The organism is Pedobacter sp. KLB.chiD (assembly GCF_047040275.1).
Taxonomy (GTDB): Bacteria; Bacteroidota; Bacteroidia; order Sphingobacteriales; family Sphingobacteriaceae; genus Pedobacter.
In genome coordinates this window covers 1,074,462-1,094,595 of the sequence record NZ_CP178207.1, presented here as the reverse complement: position 1 = coordinate 1,094,595, position 20,134 = coordinate 1,074,462, and the positions used below count along the sequence as shown (strand labels likewise).

Genomic DNA, 20,134 nt, shown 5'->3' with positions numbered 1-20,134 from the left:
ATCATTATTGATTTGGAAATGAACGGTCCTGTTTGCTTGGCCGTCTGCTGTCCTGCCATTCGCTATAGTCCCGATGAAAAACCGGGAGCTGCCGCTGCTGTCAGGTTTAAGATAAAGGGGCTTCCTGCAACCCCGAAAATGAAAACTGCCTGGAACATTTGTATTACCGATAGGAACACTATTACCACATTTTAATATAAGAAGGCACTTTGTAGATGTTGTTCAGCAATAATCCCAATACGATTTCATGGCTGCCATTGCTTACCTGGTTCAGCTGCGAAGTGGTAAAATCGTAAGAATAAGTGAGGTTTACCATCTTTCCAATATTAAAACCTGCCATTGCAGCAAAAGAATCGTCTTTACGGTAGCTGCCACCCAACCAAACTTTATCTTTAAAAGCCAATTTCAGGTTTACATCTACCGAAACAGGTGCAGGTGATACATATTTGACCATAACCGATGGGATAGCAGCAATTTCATCGTCAACAAAAAATTTATATCCTGCGGTAGCAAAATAATGTGGCACTTCTTTACCCATGTTATAACTGTTATCACCTGTAAAGCTTAATTTCTGAGGTAAAATTTGCTGTACCGAAACACCGGCAAACATTCTGGCACCATATAACCATAAACCTATACTTAAATCAGGTTTTACCTGGTTAATCAAAGCCCTGTTCATAATCGGATCAACCGGCATATCGAAAGTAAGTGCATTTACATCTAATGCAATACTTGAAATACCTGCTGCCACACCTGCCGAAAGATTAAAATTATTACTTAATTGTAAATGATAAGCATAGGTAACATTGGCGTCCAACCTTTTTATCGGACCAGTTTTATCTAAAACAGCGGTTACTCCCATGCCATGATGGGATGGAGACGACATATAATTTTGCGTATAGTTTCTATCCATCGGGTTCCCCGTTTGCTCCGGGAAAGCAGTAAGCGCATTGCTCCATAACTGATTATCGCCCAGCGCCCAATGTGCAGAGACAAATGAGGTTTGCGGTGCATCGGTAATACCCGACCATTGTTTACGGTAACCAGCTTTAAAATCAAGGTAATTTTCAATTCCAGACAGTGCCGGGTTTAGCAGATACTGATTAAAAATGTATTGCGTATACTGAGGCTTTTGTTGCGCAAAAACATTTAGAGATGTAAAAAATGTAAGTATGGTAATTAGCTTCTTCAATTTATCTGATTATAGTGAGCGGTCCTGTTATGGTTTTACGGCCATTTTGTGGATTAATAATGTAATAATAAACGCCAACGGGTAGTGGTTCGTTCTGGTATGTACCATCAAACGGGACTTTGTAACCTTTACTTGAAAATACCTTAAGTCCGTTTCGGTTAAATATCTCTACGGTAGCATTTGGATAAGATTCTAAATATTTTATTACCCATGTATCGTTTACATTATCACCATTTGGCGTAAAGGTATTGGGTGGATTTAAAACCTGCAATACTTTAATCCATACTTTTGAGGTGGCTGCACAACCATCCGGCTGTGTGGTTGCAGTAAGTGTATATTCGGTATCGTTCTCAGGCGATGCAATCGGATTTAGCACATCCGTTCTGTTTAAACCTGTTGCAGGCGACCAATGGTATTTCAGATTTGTTCCTTCAGCAGTTGCCGGAATTTCAATCTGTCCGCCGGCCAACACGTAAATTAATGTACCCGCGTTAGCCACAGGAGATGCATACACCTCGATAGTTTTACTTATCGAAGAAAAACAATCGTTAGCACCTTTAAAGGTGTAAGTGATGATATGTGATCCGACACCTGCAATCTTCGGATTAAAAGTGCCATCTGCTTTTATACCATCTCCAGTATATTCTCCGCTACCACCAGCCACTTCTTCTTCATTTTTCTGTTTAGCTTGCGTAATGATTACTGTTCCATCACCTTCACAAACAGCTGGCATATCATCAAACACCAATTGTGGAACTGATTTTAATGTAACCTGTTTATCTACTGTTTTAAAACAACTTTCACCTGAATAAGCGACCAGCCTGACATTAAAGCTGCGATCTGTAGCACCACCAAAAGTATTGTACTCAATTTCTATATCACTATCATCAGGATAAGAAATGGTTTTATAAATACCGGTTTCATTTGGATAGTCGCGATAAATCTCAATTTTCGTAATCCTGCCAGCAAAAGTAGTTGATGTATTTTTGATAATAATCTTATCGCTCACACAAACATTATTTTTTATGATATCAAAATCAGCAGCTTTAACTGCCCCGTTTACCGTAAATGTAAGCGTTTTAGACATTTCACATCCATCTCCATTGTTAACAGTTAGCGCCACGGTATAATCACCGGTTGCAGTAGGCGAAAAGGATCCATCAAAATCGGCTGATGTTGCGACTATACTGCCATTATAGGTATAGGTCCAGTGCGCTGTTAAATCAGTTGTACTCCCATCAGCATTTTTGGATGTATTTTTAAATCTCGCTACACCATCATCCAAACAGAAATCGGGCAGTTCAAAATCAGCAGATTGCGGGTTAATTACAGTTACATTTTTGCTCTTCGTTTCACTCACACATCCTTTATCACTTTCGGTAATAAGGGTAATCATGTAAGAACCCGTTGCGTTATATTGATGGATGGGATGCTGCTCCGTTGAAGGTGTGCTTCCATCGCCAAAGTCCCAGGTCCACTTTACAATGCTTCCCGGATTTTCGATCGTAGATTTTTCGGTTAAAATAATCGGTTTGCCTACACATAAACTTTTTACATCAAAATCAGCTACAGGTTTAGGATTGATTAAAATTGGAAATGCAGCAGATGTTTCGGAACACTTTGAATCTGTTGTAGCCGTTAAAACCACGTTGAAAGTTCCTGGTCGATCATAAACATGAACAGGGTTCTGTTCAGTGGATGTTTTTCCGTCCCCAAAATCCCATAACCACTGCGTAATGCTCCTTGAGTTCGAATTGGATTGGCTCTTGTCGGTAAATGGAATTCCACTGGATTGACAACCGGTAGCCGGTAATTCAAATGCAGCAGTGGGCTGATTATCGACAGAAAAATCAATAATCAATTCTTCAATGTTTCCACAATTATCAGCACTGGGCTTAGTGGCAATTACTTTAAACTGATAATCGCCCGGACTTGGATAGTTTAGCCGGTTAGGATATTTGTAAGTGTAATAGGTATTGTTGTCATTTGGTCTGGTAAAAGTATTAACAGGTGCAGGGTTTCCATCAGTAAAACTCGGAGCACCCTGAATTTCCCAATCCAGTTTAGTGGCTTGATAGGGTAGATTTATTGTTAGACTTATGGGTTCTCCTAAACATCCACTGGTTATGGATTGGCCGGTAACCGTGCTGGTAGGCTGAAAGGTAAAATTTTGAATGTTTGCGCCTGCGAGATACGCATATGATTCTACAGCACCATAGCCATATGAAATTGCAGAGAATCCTCCGGCAGCAGACAATCTGTGTTGGGGCTGCGTGTTGGTTACATCAATCACCGCATAGCTAAATACATTATCAATAGCAATAAAATTATTCACCGGATTACCATCAAGTCTAAACGATGCGATATCTGTGGTTTTAATGATGACATTTAAATAATATCTGGAAATCTGAGTAGGCACTCTTACAGATTTAAGATCTGAAAAAACGGTAATGTTATTTAACGTTTGCTCCACAGGATTAAGCACGGTTATCTCAGGATCCCCTAAAAAGGATCCTCCCTGTCTCGTATCTTGTGCATTATTTGGATTGCAGGTTTGCGAGGTCTGATATTGCGCAACAGAAATAGGCTTTGAACCAGATATCACATTTGCCGTAGTGGAAAAAAATGTAACCACTGTACCCTTACTGTAAGGATTGGAAAGCGGGGTTCCGTTGGCAGTGGTCGTACTTCCATTAACAGTTAATATGGTATTATCTTCAGCTACAATTACCCTCATAATATCGGTATTACCATGTAGGGTATTATAAAATGGTGCTGTAACAAAATTCTTTCCCCAGGCCGCAACCGAAAAAACCTGCTGATATAGGTTGTCACCCCCGCTTGGAACACGGCTATTGCCCTCATTACAAAAGGCTGCCCAGGTATTACCCGAAAATACAGCTATCGGATTACAATTCAGGGCTTTAATATGGCTTCCTGTTAAGTCACCAATTGATTGATATTGATAGATATCACCTTTATTTAATTTGATGGTAAAAGTCGTATTGGCCGTTCTTCCGCCATTTCGTTCATTTTGTTTAGGTGTAATTTCTATATCGGTATTATCAGCGGTTGCAACAATTGTAAATTGTGAAAACCCTTGTTGATTTCCATGATTTTCATAGCTAAAAGCATAATATTCCTGCCCAAGTGTGTTGGTTGGCAATACCAGGGTACCACCGGTACGGGCATTGTTAGAAATGATACTATACAGTGATATTGCTTTAGTTGTAACAACGTTAATAGCTTTGTTACGCTCAACTACATTGGAGCTGCTCATTAACACATTATATGCATTTGGATCAATTACAAATGGAAGGCAGGTATTAGCAGCAATAGTGGCTCCCGCGGGAGATACCAAAACCCCTCCTATGTAAACTTTGTAATCAGTTGCTTGATCTGCGGATAAAAATAAGGTTAATCTGGAGTTATTACCATCCACATGTCCTGCATAAGGAATATAAAAATCTTTTCCCTTATTCGATGTATTTTGCGCGAAAGAAGAAAGGCTGACAGAAAGCAAGAAAAATAAAACCAATAACCAATGCTTGTTCATCACTTATTAGTCCATTTTGAAAACGTTGTACATGTTTGCTTGATTAGGTATGCAATATACTATTAATCAAATTACATGAAAAACAATTATAGAATTTTAACCACTTTTAAACACAAAAATTCTCTTTTGTGTAATAAAGCGAGAGGTTAGTGTAAAAAACTTTCAGCAACAAATAACTTTAACCAATGATCTACGTCATGGTTATTCAATCATCACTTTGATCGGATTGATTGCCACTTCCATACTTTTCAGAGAAATCTTTAGCCTTTTCATCGGCTTCTATATCATTATGCGCTTCAGGCTCTAAGTTTTCATCTAAACGTTCGTTCCAATGATCAAGCCCTTGTTCCGGTTTTTTTGCATTTTCTTCCGTGAAATTTGATTTCGCCTGATCTTGTTTTTGATTTTCCATTTTTAAGGTATTTGGTTTAGTTTAAACAGCACCCGTAAAGGAATGTTTCAATTACCAAAATTATTTAACCGGCGGCTCATTTTTGGCATCCTTAAATTCTCTTACGCTCTTTCCTATCCCCTTCATCAGTTCGGGAAGTTTTTTACCCCCGAAAACTAGCAGGATAACTACTCCGATCAAAATAATTTCTATTGCAGACATATCGTTATATATTTTCACAATATACGGGAATTCGTTTGAACCGGATCCTCCCAATACGGGTTTATGGGAAGTTAGGTATTGACGGAATACGAAACACGCAGTCTTTAGAAACATTTCAAGGTCCCTCCGGAAAGCACAAATGAAATTATACTTGTTCACAACCCTGATAGAATAAGTTGAAGAACCTAAAACCTAATTAAGTTACAGCAAAAACAAGATTTTTTTTTTAACAACTTAGGGTGAAGGATGAGGGCAAATACATTACAGAATCTATCCTTAAGCCCATTAACCGATAATTCTTCTTTTAAACAATCCATGCAGGCTTATTAAAACAGAAGGGCATTTAATGTTCGTTTTTTAATTTTTGGCACCGCGCCGTTACGCATAAATTCGGCTAAACCTTTTAATTGTTTAATCGACTTAATCGCTTCATATCCTTCATAGGAAGTTCTGATTTTGTTCAACAGCATGGTATCTGTTTTAAACAGGTCGCTTTCAACCAATATACCTTTATCCAGAAACCGCTTAATCAGTTCGGCCATTTTACCATTAGCATATAAATGCAGAGGCAATTTAAACACATCATTGTTCAGCTTCTCGAAAGCTTCATTAATCCAGGCTACTTCAGTTCCTGCATTTACTGCTATTTTTCCATCTTTCAGAACAACAGCAGTTAAAAATTCGCGGGCGCGCTGACGGGAAATCACCCCACCATAAACACCATCACGTAAAGTATAATCTAAACGATCGGCACAGAGCGCCGGCAAGGGCTGTTCTAAAATATCAAAGGTGCCATGCAGAATCTGACTAACATTATATCCATATTTCAATAGTACACCTGGTACTTCCGATTTGCATAAAACTTCAGCAAAAACCTTTTCATGATAATCTTCATCCGTATTACCGAAAACATAATCGCCCACATGCGAAAAAGCGGTATGCGAAATATCGTGCAACAGGCCCGCGATCTGCTCCAGTTCCGAACCACCCAACATCCTGATCAACATGGTTACCCCAACAGCGTGTTCCAGTCGGGAATGGCAGATATCCGGATTAACCAGAAATATGGCACCACTTTGATGTACCCCGCCCAGCCTTTTTAAAGCATCAGTACTCAAAAGATCGGAAAACACCATAGGTAGCTCCATTTTGCCATATAAAAAATCGTTAACCTGGATCATATTATGTGATTTAATTCAAGGAATAAAGAAAACAAAAATACTAAATAATTTAGTCAAAACCTAATTTAACGGGAATAATAAAATTTTTAAAAACTAAAATAATTAGCCCAAAAACAAACTTTCAATTATTTTGAAAGCTATTATTACAATTTCGTGATCAACAAAAAAACCGGAATAAAAACAAGGCATTTAATTAAACGTTATACTTGTAAAAAACAGCTATATGGCAACTGCTCAACAAATTAGAAAAGGGTATTTAGATTATGTTTTAACCAATAGTGAAAAGCCAAAATCGGTTTATGTTTTTGCAAAAAAGCTTAAGATTACCGAGGCCGATTTTTATCAGTTTTTCTCTTCTTTCGAAAGCATTGAAAAAACAATCTGGTTTGAACTCACTTTCGAAACCATTACTAAAATAAAAGCACAGGAAATTTGGCTCCGGTATACTGCAAGGGAAAAAATGCTCTCTTTCTTTTATAGTTATCTGGAAAATCTGAAAAATGAACGAAGTTTTGTCATTTATAGTTTGAAACGTCATCGTGGTAAGTTTTCTACTCCTGAGGTACTCGCTGGTGTTAAACCTATTTTTGAAAACTTTGCACAGGAAGTTATTGAAGAAGGGTTAGATAGCGGCGAACTTGCTGAACGCCGTTTTTTAAGCAAAAGATATAAAGATGCCTTATGGATCCAGTTTGCCTTTATTCTTAACTTCTGGATCGATGATGACAGTGAGGGTTTCGAAAAAAGCGACGAAGCCATAGAAAAAGGTATTAATGTTACCTTCGATCTTTTCCAGCACTCGCCAATTGATAATTTACTGGAATATGGAAAGTTTTTATCCAGAAATGGAAAGTTTGCAGAAAAAATGAGGTTCTAAACATCAGATGAAGACACAAAAAACTATTCCAACTACCAAAGTAGAACGTTCGGCAAAATTTGTTAAAACCGGCATTCAGATCGGGGGTAATTATATTAAACATTATTCAAAAAAATTGTTCAATCCTAACCTGGACCGTGAACAGCTTAATGAAGATAATGCAACCGATATTTATCAATCGTTGAGCGAACTAAAAGGAAGTGCTTTAAAAATTGCACAGATGCTGAGCATGGATAAAAATATCCTGCCAAAATCGTACGTAGATAAGTTTAGCCAATCGCAATATAATGCACCTCCGCTTTCGGGTCCGTTAATTGTGCGCACTTTCACTAAAAATTTCGGCAAAACTCCTGAAAACATTTTCGATAGTTTTAACCTAAACTCCAGCAATGCAGCTTCCATCGGGCAGGTGCACCAGGCCATGCTTAATGGCAAAAAGCTAGCCATAAAAATTCAATATCCAGGTGTGGGCGATAGTATTTCATCTGATTTAAAGCTGGTAAAACCTTTCGCATTCCGTTTATTGGGCATGTCGGAGAGGGAATTGAATATCTATATTAAAGAAGTTGAAGAACGGTTGCTTGAAGAAACCGATTATGAACTGGAAGTGAGGCGTTCCATTCAGTTTTCTGAAGCGTGTAAAAACCTCGATCACGTAATTTTTCCAAAATATTATCCGGAATTATCGGGAAAGCGGATCATCACCATGGATTGGATTGACGGCCAGCATTTAAAAGAATTCCTACAAACCAATCCTTCTCCGGAACTTCGGAATAAAATCGGCCAGGCCTTATGGGATTTTTATAACTTTCAACAACACGAACTCAGGGCTGTACATGCAGATCCTCATCCTGGAAATTTCATGATTACTTCCGATGAAACTCTTGGTGTAATAGATTTCGGCTGTATTAAAGAGATGCCTGATGATTTTTATTATCCATTCTTTTCCTTAATTTCTACTGATGTGATGAATGATAAGCATAAAACGATCGAAGCTTTTAGAAAACTGGATATGATCCACGCAGACGATTCTGCCGAGCAGGTTGAGTTTTATTATCAATCGTACAGGGAGATGATTAGTCTTTTTGCGAAACCTTATACCAGCAAATCATTTGATTTCAGCGAACCTGATTTTTTTGAGCAGCTTTATGCATATGGCGAGAAAATTTCTAAAATGCCAGAATTTAAACAGGCCCGTGGAGTAAAACATTTTATTTATGTTAACCGAACTAATTTTGGATTATATCAGATTTTGCACGAGTTAAAAGCTACTGTTAAAACAGATACGTTTAAGCCTCATGTTTAAAGAAGGAAATTAATTCCTTTAAGTTAAAAATAACCATCATTCCAAAGGATAACTTATTTGTACAAGGTGAAAGAAATAATTTTGCTTAGCAAAATCATTTAAACCTGATCCAATAATCTGCGGTAACGATCTATCCCAGCCTGTAGAGGCCGGCCTGTGCACTCGAGCCGGCACTTTGCATTGCTTCTTTCGAGATGACGATGAATCCATTGGAGCCTGTCAATGGTAGCGAAACCGATAGTTATTGGCAATGACTTAAAGGGGCTATCCGACTGTTATGATATATTATGCTCAGGCATTTTTCTTTACTACATCCACCATGTGATCGATATCAAATGGCTTTTCAATATAATCGTCGGCTTTGCAATCTTCTGCCTGTTGGGGTAGGTTATTTGATGTTGAGGTTAATACGGCCGATACATCTTCTGTTTCAGGATCTGATTTCAGCTCTTTAATCACCTGCGACCCTTTCTTTTTACCTTTGATGTGATCGTCCACAATCACTACATCCGGCTCAATTTCTTCTATTTTCTCTATAGGCTCGGTTGTTAGCGATGGGGTAACATCAAAACCCTCCTCTTTTAATACCTCGTCCATAATATCAAGGATATCTTTATTATCCTGAACAAGCACAACCTTTTTCTTCATAAATAAGCAAGCCTAAATTCTCATTAAAGATAAAAAAAAAGTGCAATCCAAAAGTAGATCTTAAAATATTTTACAAATGCTTGGTAAAAGTTCCGGGTATTCGTCTTTAAATAAGGCCTGTTCGTCGGGTATTAATTATGGATGGTATAAAAATGCAACATAGCCTGCAACGTTTTTGATTTAATGGCGTCTTATTATCAAGCAGCAACAAGGAAACAAACATAAACAACTAAAAAACAATTAATTAACACTTAATTTTTAAAATAAAGATATTATGAAAACCACCATCAAAACCCTACTCACCACTTCATTAACAGCCATTGTTTTATCATCAGCTGTATTTACTACAAATGTTTCGGCAAAAGAAAAAGAACCGGATGCCAATATAAAACTATCGGATTTTAAGAGGATTTCTGTAAAAGGAAACGTAGAATTAACCATTATCCAGCAGGGCACTCCTGGTATTGCTTATAATGAAGATAATGAAGGAACAGCAAAAGTTATGCAAAATGGTTATGATTTAAAAATCACTTCAACCAGTACCGAAAAAGCTAAATTAACTGTTTATGTAACTGATTTTTACAGAATTGAAGCTTCAGAAAATGCCATTATCAGAACCGAAGGAAAACTGAACACGAAATATTTTCAAATCTTTTTAAAAGGAAATGCCCATGCTGATATCAATACCATTTCGGAAGGTTTATATACGGTGATTTCGGATCATGCTGATTTAAAATTAAGCGGCTCTACCGATATCCACACTTTGATAATGGGTAAATCACAAAAGTTAACCATTGATAAGTTTGCGGCTTTAAAAACCGATATCAGTTCGATAGAAACTATTGCTGTTGGAGAAGAGCTGGCTGCAATTAAATAACATACACAAACACACAAATGAAACTAAGGTTTACTGGTTGGATTCAGTAAGCCTTTTTTTTGGTTACGCTATCATCTCTATTAAAAAATAAATAATTGTGAACCCCTGCAGGGTATATTTTTTAGTCAGAAAACTTATTTTAGTTTGATCTATTTTATACAACAAACCAACAGAATAAGCTGAATCCTGGTCTACATTATAAATTTAAACAAAAAAAGCGACCTGTTCAGCCGCTTTTATCTTAGTTCTTATTCCAATCCTTTGGTAGCCATGGATGATCATTTTTTCCATTACCTTCGTCAGCCTGATCATCAGCTGAAGGTTCTACACTCGTATCTATCCCTTTTAAAAGATCACCAGGCTTGATAATCGATTCATAATCCAAAAGTTCATCATATTCGCCGTATTTTGGTATATTTTTCCAATTCTGAGAAACATTAACAGGATGTGCAGCTTCCTTTTCTTCCCGTTCAATCTTAACAGATGGTTCACGAATAATAGTTTCTGTTGTTAGCGTTAGATTTCCTTTAGGAGTGAAAACTAAATGTTGGTCTTGTAAAAGATCTTTTAACATCTCATCATTTTTACCGGCATAACTTCTAATCCATACCTCACTTAAAAACATTTTATCGCTGTTTTCTTTTTTAAAAACCATGCCCACAGTCCAAAACAGTTTTTCATTGAGAAATTTAATATGGACAGTTTTGTCAGTATTAACAATATAGGCAAATGGCTCATTGTCTTTATATACTGTTGTTGGATACCAAAGGTTATGCTCATGTGCATATTTTGCCCAATCCTTAGTTGTTTTGCCATATTCTTTCCAAATTGCTTTAGAGACATCATCCTCAACCCTTGTTTTGATGTTATTTAAACTTTTTTCTTCATCCATTATTAAATAACGGACATCATTATAAAATCTATGATCGAATGAAATATTATCCATAATTTAAAATTTAATAACCAATGCCTTTAAATATATCTTCAATGTTTTCAACTATCTTAACTCCTTGATCAGCTGCATGCTCTAAAACTTCCTTTGAAACGTTGCCAATCTTGTCTACCTGTAAGAATTTTTCACCCTCTAAAAATTCACCTTTTGATTTGTTAGCAATCTCCATCCCTTCCTTATATTTTTTAGCTAGCTGGTCGATATATTTTTTAGCTGTCTCTGTAGATACCCTCGATAAATCAGTTGCTTTACGCTCAATTATAGCCTTTCCAGGTATGTAACCATCAACCCTCGAAAATAATTTACCCCCCTTTTTCAGCCATGTTTCAGAAAAGTACTTTAAGCCATTTTCTTCAGCAAATTTAAGCATTGCCGCATTAGCCTTTTTATTGAAAGCAATTCCTCTTAGAATATCAAGCGCCCATTTTTCTCCCGCTTTTGCAGCCGCAGTTAAACAAACCTGTGCATTATGAACCAACCAGGCCCATACTCCTACAAAATAAGTATGCCAGTTCTCAACTTCAAAGTTAAAAACTTTACGCTTCTGGTAAGCAAACTTATGCGCCTTTATAAACTTCCATTCGCCATCTTTTGTTTTCAATTCATCATCAGTGGTTAAATCAGCAGCATCTTTCCAGCCTTCTCGGGTATAAAAAGGGTGTTCGGCAGTGGTTTCTATGATTTCTCCTTCCAGCGTTATTTTTACTGTGGCATCAACCTCATGCTGCATGGTGGCTGTTACCCTTTTCAGGGCAAGGGTTCCGCTATCTTCATCCCAAGCCCACACTTCGTCACCGGTTACAATTTCCTCAATGTTTTTTTGTCCTGAAATTGTATGTACAGGCGTACCTGCTGGAAAACACGCAAATACACATATTTTACCAGTAGCCATGGCAATATCATCTACATGTTTAGCTAAGCCCTTGGCAAGCGCCTTTGCACCTTGTTTGGTAAGTACTTTGCCTGCACTTTTGAGTGCGGCTTTACCAGCTACCTTTAAACCTGCTTTTAATCCGCCTTTTGCTGCAGTAGAAGCTGCAGTGGTAGCACCAAAACTAGCTACACCAGCAATATCAAGAGCAAGAAAACCAACATTAGCCGCGGCCATCCACCAATCGCCTTTTGCTGCCGAGCGTACAATCCCAATTACACTCCCTACCACGGGAATCAACTCGGCAGTATCCCACCAGCCCCAGCCTTCATCTTCCTCTTCCTCACTATGTTCATCGGTCATACTGGCCAAATCTTCCTCACTCACCGGAACTTGCCCGCTAGTCATGAATTCGATTTTACCACCTACAGTACAGGGTAGTTTGGATTTGAAAAGCAATGTTTCTTTTCCTTTTATTTTTACCTTATAGGTATCAGTCCAATCTACAGGTGCTGGTGCACAAGCAGAACCGGTGACACTACAAACTCCGAAAGATGGTATATTTGCAATGGGTATCTTATCAGCCTTTGTGCAGGCCATACAACCATTTATCTTGACATTCTGATTGGCCAGCCCTCTGAAAAAATTGGGCGCAGCACCTTTATCGCAATGGCAAACGGCTTTATCAACAATATATTCTAATTCATCAGGCATAATCTTAAGTTATATCGGTATCGTTAGAATTGATTCTTATTGTAGCTGTTCCGCTAATTTTAACATCGGCACCATCAATTTTGGTTTCTGTAGTTCCTTTAACCGATGCAGATGCTGTCGTACTTTCCATGCTTACATCTGTTTTACCCTTAATAGCCACCCCCATTTCCGTAGCATCTAAAGTAATGCCTTCTGTGTCTGCCGTTGCAGCAATAGTTTTTTTGGCGCTAATTGCTATGGTACCTTCACCACCTCCTTGTTCACCCGGTTGTGCATTAATTGCAATGCTGTTACTGGCATTTACAATAAAATCTTTAGTATTAATGGTAAAAGAATTGGGTGCCGTTAACGTAACCTGCCCATTACCATGCATAGTGATTACGTTACCACTGGGGTCTTTAACGTTAATGCTGCCATTACTATCGTCCATAATAATAGTGTTGCCGCTTCTGGTAGTTAATGATTTGGTTTTATTGGTATCTCCTCCACCGCTTCCCGATTTGCCATGATAAACACTGCCCAATACGATGGGACGAGCTATATTCCCCTCTTCAAAGGCTATCACCACCTGGTCACCCGCTTCAGGTACAAAAGAAAATCCACGGTTTTTAGTTACCGTTTCACTGCTTCCGGCATCTGGTGTTATTACCCTTAGCCATTCAGTTACGTCGTTGCTTTGGCATTCCCACTTAAATTTAACTTTAATGCGACCTTGTCCTTTCGGATCAGCGTTATCTACTACATCTGCTAGCTGCATATCTGGGTTCGGTTTAGTATAATTTTGTACCCGGATACGTTCTGTTGTAGAAACCAGCCCTTCAAAAGTATTGTAATATTTACCTGTATCATCAATATCATGATTAATACTGGTAATGAGGAATTTACCCAGACTCTCGGTCGTGAAGGCCAGTTCTTTTCTGACGCTCATCGTAATTTCTGCAATACTGCCTATTGCCAGCGCTGCATTATCGCCACTTCCATGCACCTTTAGAAGATTACTAATATTTGCTTTTTCCTCATTATCTACGTGGCTCTTGATATCACTATTGTTATCAACCCTGATTAAAGATGGCTGGTTGAATATCTTGCTAAATGTTTTATAAGATGCCTGAATAGCATGATCCAAATCGGGCGATCCGTTGGCGGCAGCAGCACTTTCACTATGCAACATTTCATCCTGCTTAGGGTTATAGGCAAAACGTTTGTTTTTGATCGGCGCAATTTCCATCGCGTACTGCAGATTCTGTACGTCGCGGCCATAAATTAAGGCAACTTCTTTCTGATCATCTGGTTTACCAAAATTCAGTTGCTTACCATCATAATAAAACCATTCATGGTATTCGCCCGAAAGCCTGTTCAGGAAATCGAAATCACTTTCACGGTACTGGATCAGATAATCAATAGGTTCTTTTCTCGCCGCATTGGCTACGATTTTAATATCGTTTGACGGCACATCAGAGGTGGCAAGATTTACAATTGTATTTAAGTCTTTATCAAGATAAGAACCCAAATCTGGTCCTCGATCAATCAAAATGGTTGGGCTGTAACCGCTTACGATCAGTATACCATGATAACCATGGCTCTGCGCCAGTTCGACCTTTGTTACCATGCCTGCAAATTCCTGTAAACTCCCCGAGTCGTAACCGAAAGAAGCGGTGAGGGTTTTTCCTACAAAATCCCGACTATCGTCTAAGCTGATCATTCCGGGCAAACCCATCTGATCGTGGTTAAACCGTAGTTCAAAATAATGATGGGCATTAAAAGCCTGCTTCAAACTGAAGGAAGAAAAGTGGGTAATGGCCTTATCTTCTATGTTTATTTCGGTGATTAGTTTCTTTTCCATATCAAGTTATAATCTTTTGCGCCTACTTGAACATCCCTTCACGAAAGGTTAAAACGTTTCTCTTACCCGTGAGTGCATAACCATCTTTTGTTTCATTCACTTCGGGATAGCTAATGGTTTTAGCTTTAGCATTATAGGTGATGGCCAATCGGGCCAATAGCTTTTCTTTATCCTGGTTGTCCTTAAGCTCTGCAGATGCGAATAACTGTGTTTTAACCCCTTTGCCTGTTTTGAACAAGGCTTTGGTAATGCTGAATTTTCCCTGATCGATCACGAGTGTATGGCCAACCGTATAAGGTTCGGTTCCACTCATTTGTCCATATCCCGTAAAAAGATATGTGCTTTGAGGCGATGTATTTAAAGTGTAAATGTGATCAAAAAAGGGCGTAGGACTGCCCTCATCATCTTTATCCTCGTAAAGATTGTTAAACGATAGGGCCGTTACCGCATTATTTTTAGTTTTATATTGAACAATGTTCTGCACATGCCACATGGAACCCGAATAGGGAGAAAGCCAATAAAATATTCTCAGGTTGCCATCATCTGCAGTCAACATCCGGATATCGTATTTCTTCAGGTTATTGAAATTGGTTTCAAATGCCTTTGGTTCTTCTAAAGCTTCAATAAACGCCTTTATAAAAATCTGCTCAGCATCCGTATTGCCATCATTTTGATAACTTTCTCCTGAAGCAACCATTTGCGCAGCCAGTTTTTCGAGCGAAATTATTTTCGCAGGAACTGAATCTGTTTTTTGATGGGTAACAGTAGCTGTATCATTATCTTTTGCAGGCTGCTGCTGATTGTGCTTTGCACCGCATGATGACAGCAGGAAAGCCAGAGAAAAAAATAGGATGCCTGTTGCTTTCATATCATTGCCTTGGTATATTGATGATCCCCCTATTTTCCATTGCCTTTAAAATAACAGCTGTTCCGATCTGCTTATTTACATAATCAAGGCTAAAAACATGATCTCTCGGAAAACCTCCCCTGGTATACAGATTAGAGCCACCCCATAGATATGGCGAATTGATGTTATTGCGCTGATAAGCTTTTGCTATGCCGTTGTACTGCTCTAAACGCAATAATACCTTAGGTAATGACCAGACAGTTTCTTTATCTAAACCACGTAACTTCAGGGCATCAACTGCACTTTCCTCAAAGGTAAAGGGTGGGCCATGGTCAATTTTTGGCCTATTTGCAGGATGCTGTCTGGTAAAGCCACTTAATGGATCCCCATTGTGAAGGTGCCGGGTAAAATCGGAATTGCTCTCCCGGTAATGCACACAGGCAATAAAATACCATGGTATACCGCTGGTTTCAGAAAAGAGGCCGGTATCTTTAAACGACCTGTTAAAAAAACGATTTGCACTTTTTGAATTCTTTTCCAGAAAGCTATCTTCCGGCTCGGTAAAAAAGCAGGCGTTACGATAAGTGTACCCGGTTAAATTCAGCAGTTTATTTCTAATTACCTGATATCTAGACTTATTGCTTAATATTTTATCATCAATAATCCTGTTGATCTCTGCAGATTTCAAGGGAGAAATTTTACACTGATTAAACAGGTTGATGTATTCTAAATCGGTAGCCATAGGTAGCGCTTTAATTATGCCCCAAAAAAGAAAAAACGTTATTAGCACCAGCTTTAACCTGAAACTAATAACGATTTAAATCGGATTAAGCCTTAGGCCAATCGTTTTCATGCTCGGCGTTGCCCAGTTTTAGCTTACGCGCCGATACCACAAAACTTAAAGTCATCGGTGTATTGTCGTTCACAGCAATACCTTCGTTATATTGGATAATGTAACCATCTTCGAAAGACAGTTCCTTCATTTTTGCATCTTCTTCGCCTTTTTTGAAAATGATGTTGCCGGAAAGCGGTTTATACTGGTTGTTAACCATCGATTCGATCACTGATGTATCTTCTGTTGATTCGATTTCGATGTGGATGGTACCACCATAAACACCTGAGGATGGACGGCCTTTTGCATCAACATCTCTATTTAATGAAAAGCTGCACTGTAGTACATCAAATTCTTTTGATCCTAAGTTTAAACGGGTTTTGAATGCCATTGTAGTAAATTTTAAATGTTTTTAAATGAATGAATTTTTAAGCGCATGGGGTTTGGCGCATGGCGTCAGGGATTTAAAACCCTCCTCTCTAAACTCCTTAGCGGTTATTGGTTTAGTGTTTAGACTTCCCTACACCTTCTACCTTCCTACCCTCAACCTCAATTAGGCCTTTGGCCAGTCGTTAAGGTGTTCTGCATTTCCTAATTTTAGCTTGCGGGCAGAAATCTGGAATTTAAGCGTCATCGGGTGATCGCCCACAATGTTTATCCCTTCGGAATATTTAACAATGTAGCCATCTTCGAAATGAACTTCTTTCATTTTGGCATCTTCCTCTGTTTTCTTGATCAGAAGGGTTCCTGTGATAGGTTTGTACTGGTTGTTTACCATCGCCTCGATAATTGAGGTGTCTTCGGTTGATTCGATCTCAATGTCGATGGTACCGCCGTAAACTCCGGAAGAGGGTCTTCCTTTTGCATCTACATCACGGTTTAACGCATAGGCACAGTTGAGTACATCGTACTCCTTGCCTGAAAAATTTAATCTAGCTTTGAAAGCCATAGTTTTAAAATTTAAAGGTTAAAAATTTGATTATCAGTAGCCTCCGCCACTAAAATTTCTAAGCCAAATATCGGGCCAATAATTCCTATAACACTCATAATGAAAGGGATAACAATCAGCAAAAGGCTTAAAATGCTTTACTGTGAATTGGAAAAGGCATTTTATAAGAAATCCAAATGTGGAAAAATTCTAACCACACTTAAATCAGACAGAAAAAATATTAAAAAAAATACCCAAATTGTGTATTAATTCTACAAATTGACACATTTATCCCCAGGGTATTCAATTGCAAAAAAAAATCCCCCAATTTAATTTGGAGGATTTTACTAAACGATATGTTTAATGTTGTAGTACTTTCGCAATTTCCTTTTCGATAGATTTGATCTCTTTAGGCTTAAGTTTTTTAGCTGTATCTGTTTTAGTTGCCGCTTTATCTTCCAGATACTTTACCCCTACCCTTAAGGCTTTTAAGCCTGATACGCCTTGAAGCTCATCGAGTTCAAGCTGTTCTAAATCGTCGTTTAAATAGCCCTGAACCTGCATGTATTTGATATACTCGATATACTCCTTAGCTTCTTCCGGATTAAAGTAAACCATAGAAATTTTATGGGGTTGTGTTAAACGCTCAGTAGTGCCTTTTATCAGCACTTTATCAATACGTTTTTTAACTACTTCGTAACGTATATTATAAGCTCCTTCTACATCGAAACGGCGCTCATCATTCCTGAAACTAATATCAATAGCATTTGAATGGATAAAAATCAATTGCGTAGTTTCGAGTGCACATGGCATTTCGGCGATTAAATTTTTAGATAACCGGGCAATATCGACCATAGAGGTAAGCTGCCACAAACGGATATTTTTCAGGTAAAGTAAATCGAACGGTTTCTCGGGTGCAATATCTTGTCCAATATAAATGTCGTACTCTACCCCATCGGTTCTGAACTTGGCAAAATAGCAAGGATAAGAAGCCTGCAGCTTCGATTGCGATTTTTCCAGGTACTGGCTCACTTCAGTATTGATGAGCTGCATGGAAACCTCAAGCTGCCTGCGGTTTTCGAATGCAGCACCGGTTTCGGGCACCACCACTTCGAAATACTGATCAATTACTTCCGCCGTGTCGGGGTGGTTTGCTTTAATGATAGACAGGAAAGGGTAAACCTCAACTTCCAAAAACTCGTTCAACTGGCTTTCTTCATTTGAAGAAGCAAAATCCCCTATTCTTTTAATCCAGTCTTTACAGTTGAAAATCAGCTTATCAATTAATTCTAAAGCAACGTTTTTACTAATAAATTTTAAAGTATCAATTAAGGTTCTCAACTGTACTTCCATATCATTTTTTAACGCTTTATTACGCTCGGTAGTAGAGTTTCGGATATCAATCGCGCCAAAAAGCGGGTACAAATGCTTAAAGGTAATGGTTTCGATTTCTTTCAGCTTGTGATAACCATTATTCTGCTGCAGAAAATGCCAAACGGCCTCGTTAAATTTCCACTGAACGGAAGGCTGCAACGCGGTAAATTTATCCATCAGGATTTCGTCCATTTTAGCATTAAATTCCTCAATACTGTATTGGAAAAGCTGACCGATCAAAGGCATCGCCGGACGCAACCTCGATAACAGTTTATCATCAACTGCTACAGCATCTTTGGAATACACTTCTAATACCCCAGCCAACTCTTTATTGTAATAAATAGGCAGTACCGAATAAGAATTAACCCCTGCAGCTTTTAAAACCTTTAAAAAAGGATCTTTCTCTATCTGTTCTTCTTTAATGGCACTTACAAATATAGACCGTGGATTTTCCTTGTATTTATCAACCAGGGCATAAAAAACTTCTTCCTCTAAATTGGAAGCCTTTGCCGAATTGATCAGCATACTTTGAGAAAACTCCTGATTATCGAATACCAGCTTATTGTTAACCGTTAAAAAAGGCATCAGACCGAACTCGAGCTTACTGTTACCACTTAGCGTTTTTAAAGCATGTATTACATGGCTATATGCTTCAGTCTGGTAGTTATGATCTACCAATGCACCACGGATACCTTCAATGGAGTGCTGTAGCGTAACATCCGTAATGGAAATGATGCTGAAGCCTTCAAAATGAAAATTTGTCAGCGGCAGGTGTTCCAGCAGGTATTCCAATTCAGTTTCTTCCTGGAAATGTTTACTCAGTGCCTCAAAATTCAGCTCAGGTAAATCACCCTTGTGCATAATATCCACAAACTTGGTATCTGTCTGAATATTATAATACTGCGTAAGCTTCGTATCCTGATTAATGTGTGCATAAATAATCTCATTTTTCAGTACCGAAGTAAAATTATAGAAACGTCCCAGAATGACGTTGTAGATAAATTTCAGCTGTTTTTTCTCAATAGGCTCATTATCTTTAGTTACTTTATTTTTAGGATCGTGATCCTTAAAAAATTTATAGAATGCATTGGTGCTAAAGAAAATCTGATCTGGAATGGGTGTACTTAATGCCCAAAACAAATCGTCTTCATTATCCATTAAAGGGGTTAGAATGGTAAAAATTAATTCTAAAGTATCTTTATATTGAGATAAATCCTCCGCACTGATATTGCCAAGCAATACATCATCTTTTTCTATTTTTTGAAGTAAAAACCTGTAAAATTCAGACTTAACCGATTTTTCTGTTTTCAACCTGCCTTTTAGATACTCCACAAGCGGGCGGAAAGACAGAGATGAATCTACCTGGCAATGTATACATTCGTTTTTATGTATGTGTATGACATTGGTGTTCATTGTATAAGTTTTGCGATAGGGTAAAAATTATAATGTTCTAACGGGTTGCTAATCAACTGCAAAGATAGCTACTACCCTATATGTTGTTAGTCTGCTGAACGTAAATACTT

At 38.2% G+C, this 20,134-nt stretch carries 17 protein-coding genes; 3 read left to right on the top strand and 14 right to left on the bottom strand.

Going from position 1 to position 20,134, the window contains the following annotated elements:
• Window positions 1-181 precede the first annotated feature (181 nt).
• The 5 genes from ACK1I8_RS04655 to ACK1I8_RS04635 all read right to left on the bottom strand — a co-directional run bounded on the left by ACK1I8_RS04655 (window position 182) and on the right by ACK1I8_RS04635 (window position 6,542).
• A complete protein-coding gene (locus ACK1I8_RS04655; RefSeq protein ID WP_412468178.1) occupies window positions 182-1,192 on the bottom strand; it encodes a type IX secretion system membrane protein PorP/SprF in 1,011 nt (336 codons plus the stop codon).
• A 1-nt stretch (window position 1,193) separates the two neighbouring features.
• Complete coding sequence (locus tag ACK1I8_RS04650; protein ID WP_412468177.1) at window positions 1,194-4,748, bottom strand: PKD domain-containing protein; 3,555 nt, start codon at window positions 4,746-4,748, stop codon at window positions 1,194-1,196.
• A 205-nt stretch (window positions 4,749-4,953) separates the two neighbouring features.
• Window positions 4,954-5,160, bottom strand: coding sequence for a hypothetical protein (locus ACK1I8_RS04645; protein WP_412468176.1), 207 nt, complete (start codon window positions 5,158-5,160; stop codon window positions 4,954-4,956).
• 60 nt (window positions 5,161-5,220) lie between these two features.
• Window positions 5,221-5,361, bottom strand: coding sequence for a twin-arginine translocase TatA/TatE family subunit (locus ACK1I8_RS04640; protein WP_412468175.1), 141 nt, complete (start codon window positions 5,359-5,361; stop codon window positions 5,221-5,223).
• Between the two features lie 326 nt (window positions 5,362-5,687).
• The gene (locus ACK1I8_RS04635; RefSeq protein WP_412468174.1) at window positions 5,688-6,542 is read right to left on the bottom strand and encodes an HD domain-containing protein; all 855 of its coding nucleotides are present in this window, start codon (window positions 6,540-6,542) and stop codon (window positions 5,688-5,690) included.
• Window positions 6,543-6,765: 223 nt separating this feature from the next.
• Here ACK1I8_RS04635 and ACK1I8_RS04630 point away from each other — a divergent pair, with 223 nt between their 5' ends.
• Window positions 6,766-7,419, top strand: coding sequence for a TetR/AcrR family transcriptional regulator (locus tag ACK1I8_RS04630; protein WP_412468173.1), 654 nt, complete (start codon window positions 6,766-6,768; stop codon window positions 7,417-7,419).
• Window positions 7,420-7,426: 7 nt separating this feature from the next.
• A complete protein-coding gene (locus tag ACK1I8_RS04625; protein WP_412468172.1) occupies window positions 7,427-8,725 on the top strand; it encodes an ABC1 kinase family protein in 1,299 nt (432 codons plus the stop codon).
• 291 nt (window positions 8,726-9,016) lie between these two features.
• Here ACK1I8_RS04625 and ACK1I8_RS04620 read toward each other — a convergent pair whose 3' ends face one another.
• Complete coding sequence (locus ACK1I8_RS04620; protein WP_412468171.1) at window positions 9,017-9,373, bottom strand: two-component system response regulator; 357 nt, start codon at window positions 9,371-9,373, stop codon at window positions 9,017-9,019.
• A gap of 274 nt (window positions 9,374-9,647) precedes the next feature.
• Here ACK1I8_RS04620 and ACK1I8_RS04615 point away from each other — a divergent pair, with 274 nt between their 5' ends.
• The gene (locus ACK1I8_RS04615) at window positions 9,648-10,250 is read left to right on the top strand and encodes a GIN domain-containing protein (RefSeq protein ID WP_412468170.1); all 603 of its coding nucleotides are present in this window, start codon (window positions 9,648-9,650) and stop codon (window positions 10,248-10,250) included.
• 241 nt (window positions 10,251-10,491) lie between these two features.
• On the opposite strand, the gene ACK1I8_RS04610 is transcribed toward ACK1I8_RS04615, so the two are convergent.
• The 8 genes from ACK1I8_RS04610 to ACK1I8_RS04575 form a co-directional block, all read right to left on the bottom strand.
• A complete protein-coding gene (locus ACK1I8_RS04610) occupies window positions 10,492-11,196 on the bottom strand; it encodes a hypothetical protein (protein ID WP_412468169.1) in 705 nt (234 codons plus the stop codon).
• Between the two features lie 10 nt (window positions 11,197-11,206).
• A complete protein-coding gene (locus tag ACK1I8_RS04605) occupies window positions 11,207-12,787 on the bottom strand; it encodes a polymorphic toxin-type HINT domain-containing protein (RefSeq protein WP_412468168.1) in 1,581 nt (526 codons plus the stop codon).
• 4 nt (window positions 12,788-12,791) lie between these two features.
• Window positions 12,792-14,630, bottom strand: coding sequence for a type VI secretion system Vgr family protein (locus ACK1I8_RS04600; RefSeq protein ID WP_412468167.1), 1,839 nt, complete (start codon window positions 14,628-14,630; stop codon window positions 12,792-12,794).
• Between the two features lie 22 nt (window positions 14,631-14,652).
• Window positions 14,653-15,498: a hypothetical protein gene (locus ACK1I8_RS04595; protein WP_412468166.1), complete on the bottom strand. Its 846-nt coding sequence runs from the start codon at window positions 15,496-15,498 to the stop codon at window positions 14,653-14,655.
• A 1-nt stretch (window position 15,499) separates the two neighbouring features.
• Window positions 15,500-16,219 (bottom strand): hypothetical protein, encoded by a 720-nt coding sequence (locus ACK1I8_RS04590; protein ID WP_412468165.1) that lies wholly within the window; start codon window positions 16,217-16,219, stop codon window positions 15,500-15,502.
• An 85-nt stretch (window positions 16,220-16,304) separates the two neighbouring features.
• Window positions 16,305-16,700, bottom strand: coding sequence for a type VI secretion system tube protein TssD (gene tssD, locus ACK1I8_RS04585; protein ID WP_090983662.1), 396 nt, complete (start codon window positions 16,698-16,700; stop codon window positions 16,305-16,307).
• Between the two features lie 162 nt (window positions 16,701-16,862).
• Window positions 16,863-17,258, bottom strand: coding sequence for a type VI secretion system tube protein TssD (tssD, locus tag ACK1I8_RS04580; protein ID WP_335321757.1), 396 nt, complete (start codon window positions 17,256-17,258; stop codon window positions 16,863-16,865).
• A gap of 339 nt (window positions 17,259-17,597) precedes the next feature.
• Window positions 17,598-20,024 (bottom strand): GAF domain-containing protein, encoded by a 2,427-nt coding sequence (locus ACK1I8_RS04575; protein WP_412468164.1) that lies wholly within the window; start codon window positions 20,022-20,024, stop codon window positions 17,598-17,600.
• Window positions 20,025-20,134 lie beyond the last annotated feature (110 nt).

What these genes read in the sequence shown, in the direction of transcription:
- ACK1I8_RS04650 (WP_412468177.1), bottom strand. Translation starts at nt 4,748, where the DNA reads ATGAACAAGCATTGGTTATTGGTTTTATTTTTCTTGCTTTCTGTCAGC.
- tssD (WP_090983662.1), bottom strand. Translation starts at nt 16,700, where the DNA reads ATGGCATTCAAAACCCGTTTAAACTTAGGATCAAAAGAATTTGATGTA.
- ACK1I8_RS04615 (WP_412468170.1), top strand. Translation starts at nt 9,648, where the DNA reads ATGAAAACCACCATCAAAACCCTACTCACCACTTCATTAACAGCCATT.
- ACK1I8_RS04590 (WP_412468165.1), bottom strand. Translation starts at nt 16,219, where the DNA reads ATGGCTACCGATTTAGAATACATCAACCTGTTTAATCAGTGTAAAATT.
- ACK1I8_RS04575 (WP_412468164.1), bottom strand. Translation starts at nt 20,024, where the DNA reads ATGAACACCAATGTCATACACATACATAAAAACGAATGTATACATTGC.
- tssD (WP_335321757.1), bottom strand. Translation starts at nt 17,258, where the DNA reads ATGGCTTTCAAAGCTAGATTAAATTTTTCAGGCAAGGAGTACGATGTA.
- ACK1I8_RS04630 (WP_412468173.1), top strand. Translation starts at nt 6,766, where the DNA reads ATGGCAACTGCTCAACAAATTAGAAAAGGGTATTTAGATTATGTTTTA.
- ACK1I8_RS04610 (WP_412468169.1), bottom strand. Translation starts at nt 11,196, where the DNA reads ATGGATAATATTTCATTCGATCATAGATTTTATAATGATGTCCGTTAT.
- ACK1I8_RS04620 (WP_412468171.1), bottom strand. Translation starts at nt 9,373, where the DNA reads ATGAAGAAAAAGGTTGTGCTTGTTCAGGATAATAAAGATATCCTTGAT.
- ACK1I8_RS04625 (WP_412468172.1), top strand. Translation starts at nt 7,427, where the DNA reads ATGAAGACACAAAAAACTATTCCAACTACCAAAGTAGAACGTTCGGCA.
- ACK1I8_RS04605 (WP_412468168.1), bottom strand. Translation starts at nt 12,787, where the DNA reads ATGCCTGATGAATTAGAATATATTGTTGATAAAGCCGTTTGCCATTGC.
- ACK1I8_RS04595 (WP_412468166.1), bottom strand. Translation starts at nt 15,498, where the DNA reads ATGAAAGCAACAGGCATCCTATTTTTTTCTCTGGCTTTCCTGCTGTCA.
- ACK1I8_RS04645 (WP_412468176.1), bottom strand. Translation starts at nt 5,160, where the DNA reads ATGGAAAATCAAAAACAAGATCAGGCGAAATCAAATTTCACGGAAGAA.
- ACK1I8_RS04600 (WP_412468167.1), bottom strand. Translation starts at nt 14,630, where the DNA reads ATGGAAAAGAAACTAATCACCGAAATAAACATAGAAGATAAGGCCATT.
- ACK1I8_RS04640 (WP_412468175.1), bottom strand. Translation starts at nt 5,361, where the DNA reads ATGTCTGCAATAGAAATTATTTTGATCGGAGTAGTTATCCTGCTAGTT.
- ACK1I8_RS04635 (WP_412468174.1), bottom strand. Translation starts at nt 6,542, where the DNA reads ATGATCCAGGTTAACGATTTTTTATATGGCAAAATGGAGCTACCTATG.